This is a genomic window from Paraburkholderia youngii (genome assembly GCF_013366925.1).
GTDB classification, from domain to species: Bacteria; Pseudomonadota; Gammaproteobacteria; order Burkholderiales; family Burkholderiaceae; genus Paraburkholderia; species Paraburkholderia youngii.
On the sequence record NZ_JAALDK010000001.1, the window covers coordinates 1,392,237 to 1,414,793 of the forward strand.

The following is a 22,557-nucleotide window of genomic DNA, read 5'->3' on the forward strand; positions in this document are numbered from 1 at the left end:
CTTCAAGGCTGCCGTGCAAAGCAGTACCCGTAGTCTTCGCAGCCCGGGCAACCCGGCGCGGGTCCCGGTTGCAGACCCAACCAGATCGCGCATTGCGCGGCGAGGAATTTCTTCCAGCGCAGGTTATCGACGTTGCGCTCGACCAGCGTCGGGAAGTAGCGCGTGAGCATCCACGTCACTTCATCGCGGCCCGCGAGGCCAAGGTCGCGCCATAGATGATCCGGACGCAAACACGCATGGGCGATGATCGTCGCGAGACAATGCGCGTCGTCGGGATGGACCGTGCTGCTCGCGCTCGCGACGAGCAGCGCGTGCAGTGCATGGACGAAGCTCGCGTGTTCGCTGGGGACCACCGGAAGCGGCAATGCCGGAATGCGCGCACGGACGAAGTGCCTCGCTAGCAGCGCGCGCCATGCATGCGCTTGCAGGCCGAGCAACGCGAGTTCGTTGCGAGCGTCGCGCGCGGCGATCAGTTTGGCGAACAGACGCGCATCGGCGTCCTCCGGTTCGGTGGACCCGCGTAGCCACGCATGCATGCAGTCGGTCATCAACGGATCGTCAGGCATGGCTGGGTCAAACTTCCTCCGCATAGGCGCGGCCTCGAATCTCGGCCAGCGACGTATCGACCAGCAAGCGGCCCGTATCGAACACCGTCTCGAGCACTTCGTCCCACTCGCCCGCCACCGTGCGCTCGTCCCACACGATCGGCAACTTGACCGTCCGGTACTCGCCGCTGCCGCAATGGCGCAGCAACGTGAGCCGGCCTTTCTTCGAGCGCTTGCCGTGATCCGTGACCGGGTCCTTCGACACATCGTGCCACGTGTCGCCGAGCCGGATCGCGGAGCACTTCATCGCGAAGCGCTGCGTATCGCGGTTGATCTTCTGCAACAGCGCGCCGCCCATGCCGAACACGATGTTGTCGGCGGCGAAGCCGGCCTCGTCCATCGCGGCAAGAATCGCGGGGATCGAATCCGGGTTCACCTCGTCACCCTGGATCACGCGTACGTGGTCGAGCACGCGCCGCCCCTTGCTGTTCGTCTGCGAGCCAAACGACGCCTCCAGCGAGCGCAGCGTGTACAGCACGATCGTGCACGGATCGCCGGAATCCGGGCGAATCACCAGCGTGCCGCCGGAATCGAGCACGGCCTGCTTCAACTCGCCGCCCCATGCGTTCAGCGCGGCGAACAGGTCGTAAGAGTCGGACACCACCGAAACGATCGCGCCCGGCTTGCCGAAGCGGGCGATCATGTTGCGATACGCGTCGACTTCGCGCTCGCGGCCCCACGCCGTGATCGTGCTGTGCTCGGCCGCCGGCACCGAGAACGCGGCCATGCTGTCGTGGTAGTAGTGATTCGCCGCAACCACGCCGAGCACCGTATCCGAGCCCATGAAGCTGACGAGGTGCGCCGCGCCGCCGATCGCGGCCGACTCCGCGCTCGACACGCCGCGCGCACCGAAATCGTGCAGTTTGAACGGCAACTGCGAGAGATCGTCGCTGCTTTTCAGCAGAGCTGCGCGGATCGTCTGGCGCAGATGCCAGCTTTGTGTCGCGACCGTGATCGGATACCACACGCGCATCAGCATCGTCTCCAGATACGACGCGAGCCAGAACACGTGAGGATCGTCGCATTCGACGGTGACGAGCACGTTGTGCGTCGGCACGACCGAGCCTTCGGGCACCGCGCGAATCCGCACCGGCAGATGGCCGCCATATTGCTGCACGACGTAGCGCCAGCCCGCTTCGTTGAACGGCTCGCCGTGCGCGCTGAAGAACGCGCGCGCCTGGTCGATCATCGCGCCGGTGACCGGCCGGCATAGGTATTCCTTCAGCAGCATTTGCAAGCCGAAAAACAGCGTGCGCTCGTAACGTCCGCCGCGCGATTCGATATACGAGAACATTGCCGTCGCGTCGGGCGGATATTGTAGAAAGTGCGATGCCTTGTACGAATCCGTATTCAGAATCGGATTGGACAGGATCGACGCGAGGTCGCTGAAACCCTGCGCGTTTTGCATGGACGGTGCTGCGCTCACGTGATTTTCTCGCTCGAGTGACCGGACGGCGCGAGCCGCTCTACCTCTTCAGAATAGGCCGCAGGATGACCCTGCATCTCACCTTACTACGGTATGCGCGATAGCGCTCGTCGTCGGCCTAGACCCCTGGCTTCAATTGCGGCGGCAGATTCGGCCACGTCGCGAGCAGCCGGCCGAGCATGCTTCTGCGGCGCTCCGCACCCGCCGGCCACAGCATGTTCGCGAGCAGGGTGATGCCTTGCGCGAGCCCGCTGTCGCGCGCGCACGCGACCAGCGGCACGCCGAGGCTCAGCGCCTCGTCGACGTGCCGATCGTCGCGCGGCAGTTGATGCGCGACCCTTGCGCCGAGCGTGCGTTCGAGCATCGGCAGATTGATCTGCGCATCCTTGTCGTACTGATTGACGACGACCCGCACCTTGCTGGCCGGATGCCCCAGCTCGCGAAAGATATCGAGCATGCGGCGCGCGCCATGCAGGTACAGCGGGTTCTGCCGCACCACCATGCAGATCGCGTCGCTATGCGCGAGCGCGCGGATCGTCAACGGATTCAGGCTCGGGCCGACGTCGATCAGCACCGCGTCGTAGCGCTGGCGCACCAGCGTCAGAATCCGCTCGAGTTGGCCGGGCAGCAGTTCGGCGGCCTTCAGCGGATCGCCGGCGCCGGCGAGCAGATCGAGGTTCGGGCGCACGTGCATCGCGCATGCGTCGAACAGCGCCGCGTCGAGTTGCTCATTGCGCGAGCACAGATCGGCGAGCGTCATCGGCGGCGGGCGATTCGCCATCAGCAGGCTCGCGTCGGCGAATTGCTGGCTCAGGTCGATCAGCAGCACGCGCCGCTCACGCCGCGCGGCGAGCGCGCACGCGAGATTGACCGCGATCAGCGTGGTGCCGCTGCCGCCCTTGCTCGACGCGAGGGTGACCACGCGCGCGTGGCGCCGCTGGGGCGCGCGACGCCGAGCTTCGATCTGCGCGAGCGCATCGGCGACGGCGTGAGCGTCGAGCGGCCACGACAGCACCTGCCGCACGCCGACGCGCAGCGCCGCGTCGATCAGCGCGCTGGACGGCGCCGGCGTCACCAGCATGCAATGCAGCGTCGGCGCGCAGGCAAGCGCCTCCTCGACGCCGTCGAGTCCGCGGACGTTCAGACGGGCGTCGTCGACGATCAGCAGGTCGGCTGTGCGGAGCATGCGCGCGTGGATCGGCAGTTGCCGGGCCGAACCGTATGCGGTGTGCAGCCGATAACGCACGCCGCTCTGTTCGAGCCGCACGACGATGCGCTGCGCGTTTTCAATGCTCGCGGCAATCAGGAAGATGTCGATCATGGCAGCTCTGCGGCGCGTGGCGCGTCATGCGCGGGTTTTTATTCAAGTCGTCTGTTCACGATTGACGACGCAGGCTTCGGCGCGAAATCCTTGGCGCGGCGCTCCTCCGTGAAAACCATCAGCCGGCAAACGGTGTTATCGAATTCCCGTACGGCCGTCGCGAGCCGGTATCGAGCAGCAGGCGTCAAACGTCGTCTTCATCGTCGTCACGCCGATGCGCCGCGCTGCGTTCAGCGCGCACCGACATCTCGTACAGCCCGTCGCGCAGCACGCCGCGACGGATCTCGGCCTGCGCGCGGCGCTCGAGCGCCTCGGCGACGACAAGCGTCAGCAGATTGACCGACGAGCCCGCCGCTTGCGCGAAAAAGCGCGCGCGCGACGCCGCGACATACCGCCGGTAAGTGCGCCCCGTTCCGTCCGAAGCGGCCAGCCTGCGAATCAGTTGTGGTTTCATGACAGCCCCCGATGTCGATCGGATTTGCGCCAGGTCACGCCGCTTCGTCGCAGTGCCCCGGCCGTCGGGCCAGGTTGCCGTGCCCGTGCCAACCCACGGACACGGCCCCTGGTTCACTTCGTACATTCGTCTCTCTGTGGAGACGATGGCCTCTCTCCCCGCTTCATCGCGCCGGCCGGTCCTGATCCGGCGCTGCCCCTTCCCTTTGCGGCGCGTCGCTCGCGAATGTTGCCAGCGCGTTGCCTGTCGTTATCGCCATCCTTTTCGCGTCGTCAGGACAAAAAGTCGAAAAGGAAAAACGGCGAAGTCGATGCCCTTTTGTCGTCCGGTTTTGAATGGCCGTCATACCGGTCCGCCACTCAACCGTTTTTCTCACGTATTTAATAAGGCCCCGCCGCGCTCCCGCAGATACTTGATGGCTTCCCCGACCATGCCTGCGAGTGAGCTTTTTACCGCCAGTCTTTTTTAATCCGGTTTTCCCCGTACCGTCGACCTGGCTGCAAAACATTTTTCTGTGCAGACCTTATTGCAACGCTTATGCCAACCCGCTTAACAAGCGGTAAGGCGCCCGTCAAAGCTTCACGCTGCCGTGAAATCGGTTTGCTTTCGGCGCGGCGCGGGCCTGCCCGATTTTTGGCGCAGCGCGCATTGATTCGTTTCTGACACGCCAATTCCCCGCGCGCTGGCGGCAAAGCGCGCTCCCCGCCGCCTCCCGCCAGCCTCCAGGCTGGCCGCAAGGCCGGCTACACGCGGCTTCGCCGTTCCTCGAGGTTGCAAAAGCGTCCCGCCCGGCACCGCAAAGCGCAGTCGACTCGTGCTGTCCAATCTGTCGCAACTGTGAAACACGACTGCTTACGCTTCGTCAGTTTTAGTCACGCCTTAATACCAGGGCAATTGCTACGCAATGTGCGATTCCTCGCATAACCGACCTTGACCGTTTATTCATTAGTGATCCGTGTTAATCCGAAAGCCAACACGCATTCCTGATCCATGATTCTTTTATCTGGCGCTTTCAGGCGCTTTCGCTTATCGTTAGGCCATGCGCCAATCAGAGCGCTTGTATCAGGTCAACGAGGCAAGCCACGGTTCAAGTGGTTTTCACGATTCGGGGATAAAGTCGCCGGGCAGTTTCAGCAATGAACGACAAGGTCGCCGCCATTGCATGAATCGGTCCGCCATGCAGCGCGTTCCGGTTCGCGCCGCGCTTGCAGTGTCCCTTGTTCGTGTTCGCTGCTGCCGTGAATGCGTCGCAGCCGGAGTGCAGTAACTGGCCGCCTGAATCTCACAACGCCGCACAGCAGTCCTGAGGATCGAACGGGGGGAATCATGACTACGACTTGCACGCCGGCCGACGCGGAACGCACCGTTCTGTACGTGGCGAACGCGCCCGACCAGAAACTCGCCGAGTTTCTGGCCGCGTCGGGATGGCAAGCCGTGCACGCAAAAAGCACGGCCGTGGCCGAACGCATGATCGAACGCGGCAACATCAAGGTTGGTCTCGTTCAGTTGCCCGAAGATTGCACGTCTCAGCAGCTATCCGCGTTCGCGCTGTGCATGCGCCGCGTCGAGACCAACTGGGTCGCGCAGATCGTGCCGGGCCAGGCCGACAACGAACTGGTCAGCCGTTTCATCCTCGATTACTGCTTCGACTTCGTCACGCAGCCGTGGCTCAACGAGCGGCTCGTGTTCGCGCTCGGCCACGCTCATGGGCTGTCGAACCTGCGTCAGCCGCGCGTCGCGCCGGAGCCGTCGGTCGGCCGTCACGGCATGGTCGGTCAATGCGAGCCGATGCAGCAGCTCTACCGGCGCATCGACAAATGCGGCGTGACCGACGCACCCGTGTTCATCGCAGGCGAATCGGGCACCGGCAAGGAGCTGACCGCTCGTGCTATTCACGATCGCTCGCCGCGCGCGGGCCGCACGTTCGTCGCGATCAATTGCGCGGCGATTCCGCCGAGCCTGTTGCAGGCCGAACTGTTCGGCCATGAGCGCGGCGCATTTACCGGCGCGCTGCAACGCAAGATCGGCCGCATCGAGAGTGCGCATGAAGGCACGCTGTTTCTCGACGAAATCGGCGACATGCCGCACGAATGTCAGGCGGTGCTGCTGCGCTTCCTGCAGGAAGGCACGATCGAGCGGCTTGGCGGCAACGGTCCGATCAGCGTCGACGTGCGCGTGATCTCGGCCACGCACGTCGACCTGGAGCGCGCCGTCGAGGACGGCCGTTTCCGCTCAGACCTCTATCACCGGCTGTGCGTGCTGCGACTCGTCGAGCCGCCGCTGCGCGAGCGCGGCGGCGACATCAAGCTGCTCGCCAATTACGCGCTCAGCATGTACAAGCAGGACGGCGCGCGCAAGCTGCGCGGGCTGTCGAGCGACGCGATCGTCGCCATGTCGAACTATCCGTGGCCCGGCAACGTGCGCGAGCTGATCAACTGCGTGCGCCGCGCGGTCGTGATGAGCGAGGGCCGCTTCATCACGGCGAGCGACCTGGGCCTGCCCGAGGCCGACAATGGCCCGGCGGTCACGCTCGCGGAAATCCGCAGCAAGGCCGAAAAGGATGCGATCGAGAACGCGCTGCTGCGACACGGCTACAAGCTGTCCGATGCGGCCGCCGAACTCGGCATTTCGCGCGCGACGCTGTACCGGCTGATGCACGCGAACCGGCTGCATCAGGAGCCACCCGGACGCGGCGCGAGCAGCGGTCCCGATGCCGGCGACGAAGCCGAGCGCCAGACTTCGTCGTTGGCATGAGCGCGGATTTAAGCGTTTTTTTTGCAGTGAACGCTTAGCAGCGCATGGTGACAGCAATTGGTCGATGAAGACTCACAAGCGCTCTGCTTGCCGCTAGCGTAGTCATACGGCGCGTCCCCGCGTCACCGCCAGCATTGCCACCCGGCAAGCGGCCTCCTACCCCTTGCGCCGCCTCGCCCACGGGGCCTTCCGGACAGGCTTTCTGCCGACTTCGCCGGGCCTGCCGGCCATCATCGGCTATGCTATCGGCTCAACGCCCCATCCGGCGAGCGCCGCCCTCGCGGCCCTTTCGCCCGTCCGGCGGGCCTCCGCCGCAGGAACTTCAGCGCCCGAACCCGTGTCCGTCCGGGGTCGCCCCGCTGAAACAGCCCTGCGTTCCGGCACAATCGTCCGCCCTGGCTTCGTCCCGCTCTACATCCCATGCAAAAATTTCTCCGTATCTGTTTTTTCATTTTTCTGGTCGCCGGCGCGGCGCCCGTGTTTGCCGCCGCGCCTGAGCCCGCCCATCCCACGCCCGCTTCCGCCGCCGTCACGCTGACACCTCAGCAGGCTCGCGACGCGCTCTCCGTCCTGAACGACCCCAAACGCCGCGCACAGGTCGCCGATACGCTGCAGGCGATCGCCGCGGCCGGCGCGTTGAGCGCGCCGCCCGCTTCCGCGCCGGCGGCCGCGGCGTCGGCACCGGCCGCCGCCAGCGGCGCAGCCTCGCTCGTGCCTGCCGCGTTCAAAAGCAATGGCCTCGCGTCGCAGATCGCGCGTCAGGGCGCGCATTACGTCGGCTATCTCGCGACCTCGCTGCGCGGCTCGATCGCCGCGCTGCTCGATGTCGCTTCGGTGCGCGCATGGTGGAACTGGCAGTTCGCCAACCCGCACGCGCGCGTGGTGCTGCTCAAGGTGCTGTCGTCGCTGCTCGCCGCGCTGATTCCCGCACTGTTGCTCGAATGGCTGACGCGCCGGCTGCTGCGGCGGGTCTACCGGGCGATCGCCGCGCGCCGCGAAGCCGCGCAGCAGGATGACAACGGCGCCGCGCCGGCCGGTCATACGCCGACGAACACGCCGCCGCTGCCCGCTCGGTCGTCGGTGCCGCCGGTGCTCGAGGCAGAGGCGCAAGCCGTCGCCACTGGCCCCGCCGCGCCGTACGCGACGCCATCCGAGAAAGGCCGCGCGATCGAAGCCGAAGGCAAGCGCAACGCGACGCACCACTGGACGCTGCTGCAACGTCTGCCGCGCTCGTTGCTTATCACGCTGGTCAGGCTGATTCCGCTTGCCGTGTTCGTCGCCGCGGCAAGCGCGGTGATTTCGATCATCACCGACAACGGCACGCCGCAGGACCGCGCGCTCGATTCGCTGATCGACGTCTATGTGGTGTGCCGCTGCGTCGTGATCGTCGGCGCGTTCTTCCTGCAGCCGAGCGCGCCGCGTCTGCGGCTGCTGCGCATGGGCGATGCGTGGGCCGCGTTCATCCTCGGCTGGATCGTGCGGATCGTCGGCGTGGTCGGCGCCGGCGTCGCGCTTGCCGAAGTCGCGCAGGCGCTCGGGATGAACGACGCCGCGCATCTCGCGCTGCTGAAAGTGGTCGCGCTGGTCGGTCACGTGATGATCTCGATCCTCGTGCTGCACTGTGCGAAGCCGGTTGCCAACCGGATTCGCATTCGCTTTTCCGCGCACGAGTCGTTGCAGATGTTCGGCAACGCGCTCGCGGACGCGTGGGCCTGGGTTGCCGTGGTCATCGTGATGGGCCTGTGGTTCGTGTGGGCCTTCGACGTACAGAACGGCTATCACGCGCTCGTGAATATCGGCGGCATGACGCTCGCGATACTGATCGGCGCGCGGCTCGTGTCGATCGTGATCTTCGGTGCGCTCGCGCGCATCTTCCACGTGCAGGACGAAGCGTCGCGCTCGCTCGTGCATCAGCACGCGTATCGATACTATCCGGCGCTGCGGCGCGTGATCGGCTGGGTCATCGGCATTGTCACCGCGTTCGTGCTGTTGCAGGCGTGGGGCGTCGATGTCGTCGATCTGTTCCGCAGCGGCACGATCGGCCACCGCCTCGCCTCGGCGCTCGCGACGATCGCGGTCGCAGCGATCATCGCGCTGGTGGTGTGGGAGGTCGTCAACGTGTCGGCCGAGCGCCGCCTCGACGACTGGACGAGCAGCGGCGATCTGGTGCGCGCCGCGCGCCTGCGCACGCTGATGCCGATGCTGCGCAGCGCGCTGTTCTGCGTGATCGCGCTCGTCGTCGTGCTGACGGGGCTGAGCGAACTCGGCGTGAACATCGGCCCGCTGCTCGCGGGCGCGAGCATCTTCGGCGTCGCGCTCGGCTTCGGCTCACAGAAGCTGGTGCAGGATTTCATCACCGGCATCTTCCTGCTGATGGAAAACGCGATGCAGGTCGGCGACTGGGTCACGCTCGCGGGCGTGTCGGGCACCGTCGAATATCTGTCGATTCGCACCGTGCGCCTGCGCGGCAGCGACGGCTCGCTGTTTACGGTGCCGTTCAGTTCGGTGTCGACCGTGAACAACACGAATCGCGGCATCGGCAACGCGGCGGTGCGCGTGAATATCGTGTTCGGCCAGGACGTCGAGCGCGCGATCGACACGCTGAAGGAAATCGGCGCGTCGCTGCGCGCGGATGACAAGTTCAAGGACGGCATCCTGGCGAACTTCTCGTTCTGGGGCGTCGATGCGGTCGACGGTTCGGCGATCACGCTGGCCGGCCAGATGCAATGCCGCGATACGTCGCGCTGGGGCGTGCAACGCGAGTTCAACCGGCGCATCCTCGAGCGCTTCAGCGAGCTCGGCATCGAGATCGCGAATCCGCAGCGCCATCTGCTCACGTGGGACCCGGCGAGCAAGGCCAAGGTCGATGCGGGCGTGCCGCGCATCCACCACGTTGGACAGTCTGATGGCGGCGAGCACACTCCGCACAAGGGCGACGCGCCGCGCGACGATCAGATCCCCGTCGATCCGAGCCCGGCCGGTGGCCCCGGCACGCCCGCCAATCCGGGCTCGACCTCGCCGCACGCGTGACGTGACACGCCGCGCGTCGCACGCGTAAAGGTTCGCTAGCGCCGCGCAGCGCAGCGCTAGCGAACCTGCCACCAGCGCGGCAACAGCCGCCGCACTTCCGGCCTGCGGAAGCGGTCGTCGATCAGATGCACGACGCCGCGATCCTGTTCGGTGCGGATCACGCGCCCCGCCGCCTGCACGACTTTCTGCAATCCCGGGTACAGGTACATATAGTCGTAGCCATTGCCGAAGCGCGCATCGAGCGCACGGCGCATCTGCTCGTTGACGTCGTTGACCTGCGGCAGACCGAGCGTCGCAACGAACGCGCCGATCAGTTGCTGTCCGGTCAGATCCACTCCCTCCGAAAACGCGCCGCCGAGCACCGCGAAGCCGATCCCCTGATTCATCGTCCTGAAGCGCGCGAGAAACGCATCACGCGCGGCTTCGTCCATGCCGGGCTCCTGCGTCCACACCGGCAAGCCGGGATGCCGCTCGCGCAGCAGCGCGACCACGCGTTGCAGATAATCGAAACTGCTCAGGAACCCGAGATAATTGCCGGGCTGCGTGTCGTACTGCTTCGCAATCAGTTCGGCGATCGGCGCGAGCGAGCGCTCGCGATCGCGCCAGCGCGTCGATACATGAGCCGCTACGTGCACCTGCAACTGCTCCGCGCGAAACGGTCCTTCGACATCGAGCCATTGCGTGTCGTCGGCGAGCCCAAGCGTGTCGCGATAGAAATGCTGCGGATTCAGCGTGCCGGAGAACATCACCGTGGTACGCGCAGCCGCATAGCGTGGCGCGAGAAACGGCGCGGGGATCACGTTGCGCACGCATAGCGTCGCACTGGTCTTGTCGCGCGGCGCGTAACGGTCGGCGCTCAATGTCACGTCGAACATCGAGTGCTCGCCGAACTGCTCGGCGAGCGCGACGAAGTGCATCGCATCGAAGAAAAAGCGCAGCGCGTGTTCGTCGATCGACAACGGCGCGTCGGCGAGCTGATCGGTCACTGCGCCAATCAGATTCTGCGCGGCGGATAGCAACTTTCCGGGGATCTCCGCGTACACCTGGTAGCTGGCCGTCTGCGCGCGCTTCAGCGCATTCCATTCGCGCTGCAAACGTTCGAGCGGCTTCTTCAGCGCCGCCGGCGCGCTGTTGCGCGCGAGCCGGAACGCGCTTTGATCGAGCGACGCGGTATACATGCGCCGCGCGCGTTCCAGCAGGTTGTGCGCTTCGTCCACCAGCACGCCCACGCGCCACTGATTGATCTGCGCGAGCGCATGCAGCATCGCGCTCGCGTCGTAGTAGTAGTTGTAATCGCCGACGGTCACGTCGGCCCAGCGCGCGAGCTCCTGCGCCAGATAGTACGGACACACGTCGTGCGCGAGCGCGGCCTCGCGCACCGCCGCGCGATCGAGCCGCGGCGTCGCCAGCGCCGCGGCGCGCGCCGCATCGAGACGATCGTAAAAGCCGCGCGCGAGCGGACATGACTCGCCGTTGCAGGCCTTGTCCGGATGCTCGCAGGCTTTGTCGCGCGCGACGAGTTCGAGCGTTCTGAGCGGCAGCGGCGCGCTATGGTGCAGCGAATCGATCGCGTCGAGCGCAAGCGCGCGGCCCGGCGTCTTCGCGGTCAGAAAGAACACGCGATCGAGCCGGTCTTCGCCGCAGGCTTTGAGCAACGGAAAAATCGTTGCCAGCGTTTTGCCGATGCCGGTCGGCGCCTGCGCCATCAACGGCTTGCCGTCGCGCGCCGCACGATACACGGCCACCGCGAGCTCGCGCTGCCCACGGCGAAACTGCCCATACGGAAACTGCAACTCGACGAGCGCCGCATTGCGCGCAGCGCGATGCGCGTCTTCCTGCACGGCCCAATCGAGAAATCGTTCGCACTGGTCGACGAAGAAGATTTCGAGTTCGCGCGCGCTGTGCTGCTGTGTCAGCACGGTTTCCTTCTGACTGCCGATATCGAAGTACACCAGCGCGACCGTCAGCTCGGCGAGCCCGCGCGCCTCGCACAGCAGATGCCCATAGACGAGCGCCTGTGCCCAGTGCAGCACGCGATGATTGGCGGGCATGCGCGCGAGATCGCCGCGATAGGTCTTCACCTCTTCGAGCCGGTTCGCGATTGGATCGTAGCCGTCTGCGCGGCCACGCACGGTCAGACTGCGATGCGTGCCCGTCAGCGTGAGTTCGGTTTCGTAGCCGCCCGCGCGACGGCCGGCGACCATCTGATGACCGGCAATGCCTTCGAGCGAAGTCGGCGCGGGCGTGAAGCGCAGATCGAGATCGCCGCGCCGCGCGGTGAATTCGCACATCGCGCGGACGGCCACCACGTAGCTCATACGGCGCGCTCCGCTTCGGCTCGCGTCGCGACGTCCGCTTCGCCCTGCGCCTCTTGCCCGGCCCAGCGCACGTCGACGACGCGCACCGGCATGCCGTGCTGCGCGCAGTACGCGAGCCAGCGGATCTGGTTGTCCTGCAGACGATCGCCGGGGCCTTTTACCTCGATCAATTCATAGCGACGCTCGGCCGGCCAGAACCGGATCAGGTCGGGCAAGCCGGAACGATTGCCGCGAATGTCGCGCAGCAAGCGCTCGAACCACAGCTTCAGATGTGCGGCGGGCAGACAGTCGAGCGCAAGCGCGACGAGTTCGGGCGTCAACAGTCCCCAGAATACGAATGGCGACTGCATACCGGTCTTCTGATGCAGATGCCGCAGAATCGTGTCGCGATAGACACCGCTATCGAGCTGCGCGAAGCAGGCCGCGAACTGCGTGGCGCGGCGCGCGTGAAAATCGGGCGCGTGCAGATCGGCCGGTTCGCGCTGGAACGGATGAAAAAACGCGCCGGGCAGCGCCGCGAACACCGGCTCCCAGCACAGCAGGCCGAACAGCGAATTGATCAGCGCGTTCTCGACGTAGTGCACCGGCGCGGCGTCGCTGCTCAGATGATCGCGCACCACGTATTCGACGGGCACCGGCGTGTCAGGCTTCGGCAGCACCAGCGTGCCGCGCTCCACCCGTCGCGCCGCCGCCGCGCGCGGCACGGGCACGCCGCATTTGCGCCGCAGGCGCGGCAACATCCGGGCGACACGCTGCGCTTCTTCTTCGCTCTCGGGCGCTGCATCGGCCTGCAAAGCCAGCGCGAGCGCTGCGCCGTCACGCTCGCTGCGCTCGAGCACGCGCATGCGTCGATGACGCGCACCCGGCCACGCGCATGCGTCGTACACCTCGAGTGCGGTGCTCCACTGTTCGCGCCGCTCGCACTCCTGGCCGATCCGGAACAGCAGTTTCCCGCGACGCGTTTCTAGCCACGGATTCGCGGTATCGATCGAGCGGACGGTCGTGATCAGTTCTTCAAGCGTGGCGGCGCCGGTGTCGACCGGTAGCCATTCGAGCACTTCGCGGCACGCGTGCAGCGCGAGATAAACGTCGATGTCCGCGCGTTTCTGGAACGCGCGCGACGACGGTCCGAACGCGACCTTCTCGTACTGGAACACGCCAAGATCGGCGAGTACGAACTCCGACCAGTCCTGATATAGATTGCCGAAGAACATCAGCCGCAAGCGATCGCACAACGGCGCGATCGCAACGTGCAGCACGCGGTCCGTAGTGGCGTCGTGCCACGCGGCGAGCGGACGTGATGGGCATGCTTGCGCTTCGCGGCTTTCAGCTTCGTAAAACGCGCGCAGCGTTTCGAGCAGATCCGGTTTGCGCAATGCCTTTGCGCCGGGAATTCGCGCGAACGCGTGCGCGAACATCTCCAGCAATTGCGCACGCGTGCTGAGGGCAAACAGATCGTCGAGCGACAGAGCCGGTTCGGTGTCGATCCAGCGATGCACCGTCATCGGCATCGCCGCCTGCAACGGACAGCCGATTTCGTCATAAACGAGGCGGCTCGCGCGAAACAACATGCCCTTGCGCATCAGCATGCGCACCAGCAACGCACGCGATGCCTGCGGCAATGTCGCGAAAGTGCTCAGAAAAGCGTGCTCTTCGTCGTCGAGCAGGTCGTCGTAACGCGCGGCGAGCCACGCCAGCGCGCGCTCGAAATTCAGGAGGTAGTAAGGGGCCTCAGAGCGGATCTCTGAGCGAGCATCGGTTGCCACGGACTTTGTGCAGGACCTGTATGTTTATACAGTGATGATAGCAAAGTCCGGCGCGGTAACTGCCGCGCGTCAGGCTGCGAGCCACACGACCGTCAACGAGCGCACGCCCTGCGCGCCGCGAATCAGTACGCCCTCGATATCGGCGGTGGCTGACGGGCCGGTAACCAGCGCCGCGTAGCGCGCGCTGCGAAAATCGTCGCGACGATAGACTTCTTGCAGTCCATCGAGCAATTGCGCGGGATCGAGCAACACGACCAGATGCTGGACGATGTAGCCCAAGGCATTGACCACATATTCGCGCTCGCTGAACCACACCGAGCCGGTTTCGGCGACGCCAAAGCGCGCCCGCACCACACCGACGTCGACGTCCTGCAGCGACGCGGGGTCGGTATCGGCGCCGATCACGCGCGTGCCCGGCACTTGCGCGCTCGCCGATGCAATGGATACCGCCGCGCCAAAACGCTCGCGAATCAGTTCGCTAACGTCGCTCGCGCTTGCCGCCTCGACGCAAGTGCCGCCCATCGTTTGCAGCGCCGCTGTGAAACGCGCTCGCAGATCGCCGCCAACCGCATCGAACAGCGGCACGTCGGGACGCGGCCGCGCGGCCGGTTGCGCGGCGCGTACTTTGGCAAGAAAAGCCTCACGCGTTGTCATTGCCGCCTCCGCGATTCTTTTTGTACCAGGCATGGAAAGTCATTTTCGGCGCTTCCGGCAATTCGCGCTGCCGGCCCCAGATATTCAGAGGGTTGTACAGCACGAAATTCGGCAGCCGCCGTAACGCGCTGCCCATCGACGCCACCGTCGCGCGATACAAGGTCGGACTCGATAGCAGACGCCCCGCCATCTTCAGCACTTCCTGCTTCACGAACGGCACTTCGTGCTGCTCGGCGATCACCGCGCGCCATTTATAGATCTGCTCGTGAATGTTGATCTTCACCGGACACACGTTCGTGCAACTGCCGTTGAGTGTCGATGCGAACGGCAGCGCGCTATAGCGCTTCAGATCGAAAGTCGGATTGATGATCGCGCCGATCGGCCCCGAATAGGTGCCGCCATACGACAGGCCGCCGCTGCGTCGATACACCGGACACGTATTCATGCACGCTCCGCAGCGTATGCATTTGAGCGAGTACCAGAAGTCCTCCATCGCGAGCCGTTCGGAACGGCCATGATCGACGAGGATGAAATGCATCTCGGTGCCCGGCCGCGGCGCACGAAAATGCGATGTGTACTGCGTGATCGGCGAACCCAACGCACTACGCGACAGCATGCGCACGAACACGCCGAGATCCGACACCTTCGGTATCAGCTTCTCGATCCCGATCGATGCGATATGCAATGGCGGCACGTTCGCTGAAAGATCGGCATTGCCTTCGTTCGTGCAGACGACGACCGTGCCCGTTTCCGCCACCGCGAAATTGCAGCCGGTCATGCCAGCCGTTTTCTCGCGCACGAAATACGGCCGGGTATTCATGCGCTGGCTTTCGGCCAGATAATGGATGTCGCTGTTCTTCGGATCGGTGCCGATGGTACGGCCGAACAGCTCGGCCACGTCCGCGCGCAGCTTGTGCACGGCCGGCACGACCATATGACTCGGGTCCTGATGATCGAGCTGCTGGATGCGCTCGCCGAGGTCGGTCTCCATCACGGTAATGCCGCGCGGTTCGAGATACTCGCGCATCCGGCATTCGTCGGTCAGCATCGACTTGCTCTTCACGAGCGTCGTCATGCCGCGCTCGGACATCAGCTGGTGGACGATCGCGTTGTGCTCTTCCGCGTTCGCCGCCCAATGCACGACCACGCCATTGGCCTCGGCCGCCGCCGCGAACTGCTCCAGATAGTCGGCCAGATGCGACAGCGTGTGCTCCTTGATGCCCGACGCCAGCGAGCGCAACGTTTCCCATTCGGCAATGCCGTGCGCCTGCGCGTCGCGCTTCTCGCGCAGGTCCCACAGACGCTTGTCGTGAAACGCGACATGCTCGGTTTTGCCGATAAAAGAACCCGCGGCTTTGGCGTGATCGATGCGGTGATGGTCGCCGCTCATGCGCGTGCTCCATTGAGAACCTGCGCGATATGAATGAAGCGCGCGTCGGCCTTCATGCGTTCGGCGCAACCCTGTTGGTGCATCAGGCAGGACATATCAGCCGAAACGATGTACTCGGCACCCGCATTCAGATGGTCGCGCACCTTGTCCTGCCCCATGCGCACCGACACCGCCTCTTCGGTGACCGAGAACGTGCCGCCAAAACCGCAGCATTCGTCGGGCCTCGCCGGCTTAACGAACTCGATGCCACTCACGCCTTCGAGCAATGCGCGCGGCTTTGAAAACGGCGTGCCGGCAATTTCCGACGCCGACGCCTGCCTCAGATGACGCAGCGCGCTGCAACTGATGTGCAGACCGACGCGATGCGGAAACTCGGCCCACGGAAATTCGCGCGCGCCGATCACGTCGTGCAAAAACTCGACCAACTCGTAAGCGCTTACGCGCACTTTCTTCACTTCATCGGTCTGCTCGAGCGCGGTCAGATGCTCTCGCACGTGATGAATGCAACTCGCGGACGGCCCGACGATGTAGTCGTAGCCGGCGAAGTTGCGCGCGAATAGTCGCTCGGTGGCGGCGGCGTCCGCATGCGCGCCGCTATTGGCCATCGGCTGGCCGCAGCAGGTCTGCTGTTGCGGATAGTCGACCTCGATGCCGAAACGTTCGAGCAGTTCGAGCGTCGCGATGCCGACCTCGGGATAGAACGCGTCGATAAAGCACGGGATGAACAGCGCGACTTTCATAGGGCCTTCAGGAAATGCGGCGGGGATGATGTCGATTGACCGGTGCGGCCCGTCTGGCCGTCTTGGTCATGTTGGTCTGACCAAGACTATAAGAAAGGCGGTTGGCGGTGTCAATTCGAGCGGCCCGATCACCACGGCAGAGTAAGCGCGACCTTGGACAGCGGGAGCTTGTTCGTCGGCCATCGAGCCGCCGCGTTCGTTCTCCAACACCACCGCTCAAACCGACTCCCGCAGCACCAGCCGATGCTGCAAGATGCGCGGCGCGGGGCGTCGGCCGTCCAGCAGCGCCAGCAGCATTTCGGCGGCCGCGGCGCCCAGTTCGACCATCGGCTGGGCCACGGTGGTCAGCCCCGGCTCGAAGATGTCGGCGATGGGCACATCGTCGAAGCCCATTACCGCCACGTCGTGCGGCACCCGCCGGCCGGCCTTGCTAAAGCACTTGATCGCGCCGATCGCCAACGTGTCCGACACGGCGAACACCGCGCTCGGCGGGTCCACCACCGCCAGCAGACTTGCCGCCGCCTGGCTTCCGGCGGCGTAGCTGTTGTCGCCAGTCACACAGACAAGCTCGGGCGCAGGTGCGAGGCCGGCGCGCGACAGTGCCGCGTCATAGCCCTCGCGGCGCTGACGCGCATACAGGAAGCGCTCATCGCTCGTGATGAAGCCGATGCGCCGGTGGCCCTTGTTGATCAGGTACTGCACTGCGTCCGTCGCGGCCTGGCGGTGATCGATGCTGACATAAGGCACATCACTACCGGGCATGAACTCCGAGCAATTGACCCACGGCTTGCCATTCGCCGCTTCGCGCCGGGCTGCCTGGTCGGACATCGGCACGAGATTGATGACGCCGTCGCTCAGACTGCCGAGCAGCGTCGGCAGCGACGCGTCCGCTGTGCCCGCCCAGGCTTCCAGGTCGGCCGGAAGCAGCGTGTAACCAGCCTGACGACTGACCGCGGCGGCCCCGCGCACGATCTCGGCGTAATAGGGATTGGCGAAATCCGGCATCAGCATCAGCAGAATGCGGCTCTGCCCGGTACTCAGGCTGCGGCCGAACGGATTGACGCGGTAGTCCAGTGCGCTCACAGCCGCCTCGACCCGCTCACGCGTGGCCGCCGACACGGGCTTCGTCCCGTTGAGCACACGCGACACCGTGGCAATCGACACGCCAGCTTCGCGGGCTACGGCTTCGATAGAGGGTTTGCTTCGCATAGGTAACAATTGTAGCACCGCTGGGAAAATTTTTTCCCGATACGCATTACTCAGAAAGCAAATTGAGTGGAGATGCAGACGTAAATTGCCGGGGTCGTGGCTCTATCTGCCTGCATAGGGGTAAAGCCCATGTTCCGGAGAAGCAGGAAAGCGCTTACCCTCTGACCTGCACTGCTTCACTGCAATCGCTGCTCCAATCCGTGCCGCATCCCTTGCCTCCTTGGACTGACGACCATGAATCAAGCCTTGCCCATTTCCATCCAGATTTACAGCCTGCGTAATGCGGGCGACCTCGACCGGCAGTTCGACATTGCAGCCCAAGCCGGATTTCGCCAGGTCGAGCTGATCGGGTCCTTGCTGGAAAATGCGGCCGATACCCGGAACAAGCTTCGGGCCCGCGGCCTGAGCGCCTCGTCCAGTCACCTCAGCATGGCCATGCTGCGTGAGCGTTTGCAAGAAGTGATCGCGGCGTGCGAGACGATCGGTTTCACCCAGCTGGTCATGCCCGCCGTGCCGCCAGCCGAGCGCGACGGTGATGCCGCATATTGGCGGGCGCTCGGCAGCGAGCTGGGCGAGCTCGCTCATCGGCTGGCCGATCAGGGCATCGGTCTCGCTTACCACAACCATGATTGGGAACTGAGAGCGAAAGAGAACGGCGCCACGGCGCTGGAACTGCTGTTCGAGTCCGCCGGGGCAAGCCCGCTCGGCTGGCAGGTGGATGTAGCGTGGCTCGTTCGCGGCGGCGCCGATCCGCTGCCGTGGCTGCGCCGTTATACGGGCCGTGTAGTCTCGGCCCATGCGAAAGACCTCGCGCCCGCGGGTGAAAAACTGGACGAAGACGGCTGGGCCGACGTGGGTCACGGCGTCATGGATTGGCCCACGCTCTCCGCGGCCTGCCGCGAAGCGGGTGCGCGTTTCCTCGCCGCCGAGCACGACAATCCCAGCGACGGCGAACGCTTCGCCCGCAATGCCTTTGCCTATCTGCACCAGCTCGGAGCCTGATCCATGAAACCTGTCCTCATCGGCATCATCGGTTGCGGCAACATCAGCGATGCCTATTTCACCGGCGCGGCAAATTCCGAGTTCGCGCGCGTCAAGGCTTGCGCCGACTTGCGTCCGGAAGCCGCCCGGGACAAGGCCGCGCAGCACGGCGTTGCCGCGATGACGGTGGACGCGCTGCTGTCCGACCCCGACATCGAAATCGTCATCAACCTGACGGTGCCGCACGCGCATGTGCCGGTAAGCCTGCAGATTCTCGAGGCGGGCAAGCACGTCTACCTCGAAAAGCCTTTGGCTACCGACTTCGCGTCCGCACGCGCGATGCTGGCGCGAGCCGAGGCGTCGGGATTACGGGTGGGCTGCGCACCTGACACTTTCTTCGGCGCTGCCCATCAGGCCTGCCGCGAGGCGCTCGATGCCGGCCGCATCGGGCGCGCCATTGGCGGGGCCGTGGCCGTGTTGTCCCGCGGCATGGAATCCTGGCACCCCAATCCAGAGTTTTTTTTCAAGCCGGGCGGCGGTCCCATTCACGACATGGGCCCGTATTACGTGACCCAGCTGGTCAACCTGCTGGGACCGGTAGCACGCGTGACCGCGTGCGCGAGCATCGGTTTTCCACAGCGCATCATCTCCAGTGAGCCGCTTCGCGGCCAGATCATCGATGTCGAGGTGCCCACGACGGTCAACGGCATCCTGCATTTTGCGAGCGGAGCCAACGTGTCGATGAGTGCCTCGTGGGACGTGTGGGCCCATCAGCGTGCGCCCATCGAGATCTATGGCACCGAAGGCACGCTGTTGGGCGTCGACCCGAATTTCTTTGGCGGAAGTCCGCGCGTGGCCGAACGTGATAGTGGCTTCAAGCCGCTCGACACACAGCATCATCCCTTTGGTGTCGACAACTTCACGTTGAGGAGCGGCGCGCACGTGGCCAACTACCGCGCCGTGGGCGTGCTGGACATGGCGGTGGCGTTGCGTCGGGATCGGCCGCATCGCGCGAGCGGCGAACTGGCGTTGCATGTGCTGGAGGTGCTGGATGCCTTCGAACGCTCTTCGCGCGAGGGACGGCACATCGATATCGACACCGCCGTGCAGCGACCCGTGGTCGTGCCATTGGGACGAGGCGAAGAGGTATTTCTCGCCGACTGACCCGCCTCGCCTGCGTCGCCAGAGGTTTCGCGTGGCCGGGCAACTCAGGAAATCACGGCAGCCGACGGCTTCGTCGCATCGTCCTTGTAAATCTCGCGCACGAAGGCCAGATGCCGCTCGGCGGCCTTGCGTGCTTTGGGCGCATCGCGTGCGACGACCGCGTCGTAAATCGCCTGGTGCTGGCTCATCAACTGCTTTTCCATCGCATCGTCGTAATCGATCAAGCGATGATACTGGCGCATGCCCTCGCGAATCAGCGTGTGAATGCCGTGCATCACGTGCGCCAGCGCGACGTTGTGCGTGGAGTCGGCGATCGCGAGATGAAACGCGGCATCGAGTTCGGCGAGATTCGCGCGATCGCGCGACAAGGACGCAGCCTTCAAGGCCTCGAACGCCGCGCGGATTTTCTTCAGGTCGGTGGCGGTTGCGCGCTGCGCGGCATAGACCGTCGAAATCGCTTCGAGCCCCTGGCGCAGCTCCAGAATGTCGGCACTGGTACGCGGATTCTGCAGCAGCAGTTCGGCAAGCGGCTTCGAGATGATCGGCGCGGTCACGTCGACCACCGTGAAACCGCCGCGCCCCGACGTTTCGATGTAACCGTCCGCTTCCAGCCTGATCAGAGCCTCGCGCAGCGACGGCCGCGACACGCCGAGCTGCGCCGCGAGATCGCGCTCGGCCGGCAGCCGGTCACCGGGCATCAGCGAGCCCTCCGAGATCAGTTGCTTGATCTGGTCGGAAACCACGTCGGAAATGCGCTTGCGCGCGAAGGACGGAATCGGGGTGAATGGCATAAGCGGCAAACGATGAAGCGCAGTTGACAAGGCGCGCGGCTACTGCACGGTGCGTGGAATTATACCGTTCGACATCGTGCGCCGATTCGCCGATCTCAACGCGGCTGAGCCGTATAAAAGCTCACGAGATCACGCTTCATCGCGTGCAGCGCGGCATCGTCGAGGTACACCATGTGGCCGGTCGGATAGTAGGCAATCCGCACGTTCTCGCGCAGCGACCGGTCGAGGCCGAGATGCGCGAGCGCATATTCGGTCGCGTAGAACGGCGTGGCGAGATCGAAGTAGCCGTTCAGCGACAGCACCCGCAACTGCGGATTCTGCCTCATCGCTTCGGCTAGATCGCCGCCCGCGTACGGCAGCTCCAGCCGTTCGCCCCACCATTCACGGTGTTTCCAGTCCCACTGCTTCAACGCGTCGTCGCTGAACACCAGATAACGGTCGGTCGGCGTGTAATGCAGGTCTTCCGACAGATGCTGATGAAGCGCCGCATTGAACGCATTCGACACGCTGTTCACCGACGCATCGAAATCGGGATCTTCCGCTGCATCGTCGTAATTCCGGCCTTCGACTCGCGCATCGTAGCGCCCTACGCTGCGCGACTCGTTGCGCAGCAACTCGTTTCGAAAGCGCGACGGATAAAGACGCAGACGGTTGCGCGTCACGAAGCCCATGTCGAGACCGGTGAAGTACGCGACGCGCGCGGCGATCGCGTCGCGCTGATCGTCGGGCAGCGCATCGCCCTGATCGAGCGCCTGCGCATACGGTCCCCGTGCGAACGCGCGCGCTTCATCGAGAAACGCCGTCAAGTTCGCGGGCTTCGGCGTGACCTTGTCGTGATACCACGCGATCGCCGCGAAACTCGGCAGATAACTCACGCTCTTGAAATCGGTGCCGGGCGTGAACGCCGCGGAATTGAGCACCGACGACAGCAGGATCACGCCGTTCAGCGCGATATTGTTCTGCCCCAGCTGATAAGCGAGCATCGCCGCGCGCGCGGTGCCGTACGATTCGCCGAACAGGTACTTCGGCGAATTCCAGCGCTGATTCACCGTCAGATAACGGTCGATGAATTGCGCAAAAGCACTGACGTCCTGATCGACGCCCCAAAAGTCCTTGCCCGTGCCATGCCCGACCGGTCTCGACAGGCCCGCGCCGACCGCGTCGACGAACACGAGGTCCGAGACCTCGAGCAGGCTGTCGGGGTTGTCTTCGAGCGTGTACGGCGCGGGCGGCGTGCTCGCGGGGCTCGCGGTGCGCACCCGCTTCGGGCCGACCGAGCCCATCATCAGGAATACGCTGCCAGCGCCTGGGCCGCCGTTGAACAGAAAGGTGATCGGACGCGTCGCCGGCGTTTTGGTCGGCACCGTGTACGCGACATAGAACACGCTCGCGGTGGGCACGCCGGACTTATCGTGCAGCAACAGATTGCCGGCGCTCGCCGTGTAGTCGAGCTTGCGACCGTTCAAGCGAAGCGAATGCGTGGTCACGCTGGTGGTTTCGGGCGGCACCGGAATCGCCGGCGTCGACACCCTATCGTTGCGTGGCCTCGCCGTCGCGTCGGCCGAGTCCGGTGCACTCGACGCAGCCGTCCGCTTGCGCGGCTCGTCGTTCGGGCGCGCTGTCATCGGGTGCGGCTCGTTCGATTCGCCGACCTGCTGCGCGGTCGGCGCGGAGGCGGCGGCGTCCGTGCCTCCTCTCGCATCGGCCTGTCCGGCTGCCATGCACCGTTCGCCGAATGGCACCACAGCGGCGACGGAAAGCGCCACCGTCAGCGCGGCGCCCGGCAATGCCACTGTCAGCAAGCGGCGCAATGAGGAAGAGAAGCGAAGAATCATGAAGTCGTCCGCGACGAGTCGAAGTGCGGTGGAATTCCGTCTAGCCAGATTCCGGGGCAAAGCCGGCGTTCGATTCTTGACGCAAGTCTGCGCGGCGTCAACCGTCGATGTCACGGCAC

General features: G+C 65.0%; 16 protein-coding genes. 4 read left to right on the forward strand and 12 right to left on the reverse strand.

The genetic code is table 11. The features are described from left to right. Window positions 1–2: 2 nt before the first annotated feature. The 4 genes from G5S42_RS06470 to G5S42_RS06485 all read right to left on the reverse strand — a co-directional run bounded on the left by G5S42_RS06470 (window position 3) and on the right by G5S42_RS06485 (window position 3,806). A complete protein-coding gene (locus tag G5S42_RS06470) occupies window positions 3–566 on the reverse strand; it encodes a nitrogen fixation protein NifQ (protein ID WP_376776866.1) in 564 nt (187 codons plus the stop codon). A gap of 7 nt (window positions 567–573) precedes the next feature. Next, window positions 574–2,013, reverse strand: coding sequence for a nicotinate phosphoribosyltransferase (locus G5S42_RS06475; protein ID WP_176106041.1), 1,440 nt, complete (start codon window positions 2,011–2,013; stop codon window positions 574–576). 136 nt (window positions 2,014–2,149) lie between these two features. After that, a complete protein-coding gene (locus tag G5S42_RS06480; RefSeq protein WP_176106042.1) occupies window positions 2,150–3,352 on the reverse strand; it encodes a CpaE/TadZ family protein in 1,203 nt (400 codons plus the stop codon). Between the two features lie 184 nt (window positions 3,353–3,536). Then, window positions 3,537–3,806, reverse strand: a complete 270-nt coding sequence (locus G5S42_RS06485; RefSeq protein ID WP_176106043.1) for a hypothetical protein — start codon at window positions 3,804–3,806, stop codon at window positions 3,537–3,539. 1,326 nt (window positions 3,807–5,132) lie between these two features. Here G5S42_RS06485 and G5S42_RS06490 point away from each other — a divergent pair. After that, the gene (locus tag G5S42_RS06490) at window positions 5,133–6,560 is read left to right on the forward strand and encodes a sigma-54-dependent transcriptional regulator (RefSeq protein ID WP_176106044.1); all 1,428 of its coding nucleotides are present in this window, start codon (window positions 5,133–5,135) and stop codon (window positions 6,558–6,560) included. 420 nt (window positions 6,561–6,980) lie between these two features. Next, window positions 6,981–9,590, forward strand: coding sequence for a mechanosensitive ion channel domain-containing protein (locus tag G5S42_RS06495; RefSeq protein ID WP_176106045.1), 2,610 nt, complete (start codon window positions 6,981–6,983; stop codon window positions 9,588–9,590). Window positions 9,591–9,646: 56 nt separating this feature from the next. On the opposite strand, the gene G5S42_RS06500 is transcribed toward G5S42_RS06495, so the two are convergent. The 6 genes from G5S42_RS06500 to G5S42_RS06525 all read right to left on the reverse strand — a co-directional run bounded on the left by G5S42_RS06500 (window position 9,647) and on the right by G5S42_RS06525 (window position 17,667). Further along, window positions 9,647–11,908: an ATP-dependent DNA helicase gene (locus tag G5S42_RS06500; RefSeq protein WP_176106046.1), complete on the reverse strand. Its 2,262-nt coding sequence runs from the start codon at window positions 11,906–11,908 to the stop codon at window positions 9,647–9,649. Then, entirely contained in the window at window positions 11,905–13,674 is a 1,770-nt protein-coding gene (locus G5S42_RS06505; RefSeq protein ID WP_176106047.1) for a VRR-NUC domain-containing protein, read from the reverse strand. Before G5S42_RS06505 ends, G5S42_RS06500 begins: the two co-directional genes overlap by 4 nt. A gap of 69 nt (window positions 13,675–13,743) precedes the next feature. Continuing rightward, on the reverse strand, window positions 13,744–14,328 hold the full coding sequence (locus G5S42_RS06510) for a LutC/YkgG family protein (RefSeq protein WP_176106048.1): 585 nt from the start codon (window positions 14,326–14,328) through the stop codon (window positions 13,744–13,746). Next, the gene (locus tag G5S42_RS06515; RefSeq protein ID WP_176106049.1) at window positions 14,315–15,718 is read right to left on the reverse strand and encodes a lactate utilization protein B; all 1,404 of its coding nucleotides are present in this window, start codon (window positions 15,716–15,718) and stop codon (window positions 14,315–14,317) included. Before G5S42_RS06515 ends, G5S42_RS06510 begins: the two co-directional genes overlap by 14 nt. After that, window positions 15,715–16,458 carry a (Fe-S)-binding protein gene (locus G5S42_RS06520; RefSeq protein WP_176106050.1) on the reverse strand — a complete coding sequence of 248 codons (744 nt, stop codon included), beginning with the start codon at window positions 16,456–16,458 and terminating at the stop codon, window positions 15,715–15,717. Before G5S42_RS06520 ends, G5S42_RS06515 begins: the two co-directional genes overlap by 4 nt. Window positions 16,459–16,674: 216 nt before the next feature. Continuing rightward, the gene (locus G5S42_RS06525; protein ID WP_176106051.1) at window positions 16,675–17,667 is read right to left on the reverse strand and encodes a LacI family DNA-binding transcriptional regulator; all 993 of its coding nucleotides are present in this window, start codon (window positions 17,665–17,667) and stop codon (window positions 16,675–16,677) included. A 234-nt stretch (window positions 17,668–17,901) separates the two neighbouring features. Here G5S42_RS06525 and G5S42_RS06530 point away from each other — a divergent pair, with 234 nt between their 5' ends. Together G5S42_RS06530 and G5S42_RS06535 are read left to right on the forward strand one after the other, a co-directional pair. Further along, window positions 17,902–18,669, forward strand: coding sequence for a sugar phosphate isomerase/epimerase family protein (locus G5S42_RS06530; RefSeq protein WP_176106052.1), 768 nt, complete (start codon window positions 17,902–17,904; stop codon window positions 18,667–18,669). Between the two features lie 3 nt (window positions 18,670–18,672). Continuing rightward, window positions 18,673–19,812 (forward strand): Gfo/Idh/MocA family protein, encoded by a 1,140-nt coding sequence (locus G5S42_RS06535; RefSeq protein ID WP_176106053.1) that lies wholly within the window; start codon window positions 18,673–18,675, stop codon window positions 19,810–19,812. A 44-nt stretch (window positions 19,813–19,856) separates the two neighbouring features. On the opposite strand, the gene G5S42_RS06540 is transcribed toward G5S42_RS06535, so the two are convergent. Together G5S42_RS06540 and G5S42_RS06545 are read right to left on the reverse strand one after the other, a co-directional pair. Further along, window positions 19,857–20,603 (reverse strand): FadR/GntR family transcriptional regulator, encoded by a 747-nt coding sequence (locus tag G5S42_RS06540; RefSeq protein ID WP_176106054.1) that lies wholly within the window; start codon window positions 20,601–20,603, stop codon window positions 19,857–19,859. A gap of 95 nt (window positions 20,604–20,698) precedes the next feature. Further along, on the reverse strand, window positions 20,699–22,438 hold the full coding sequence (locus G5S42_RS06545; protein ID WP_176106055.1) for a S10 family serine carboxypeptidase-like protein: 1,740 nt from the start codon (window positions 22,436–22,438) through the stop codon (window positions 20,699–20,701). Window positions 22,439–22,557: the final 119 nt, after the last annotated feature.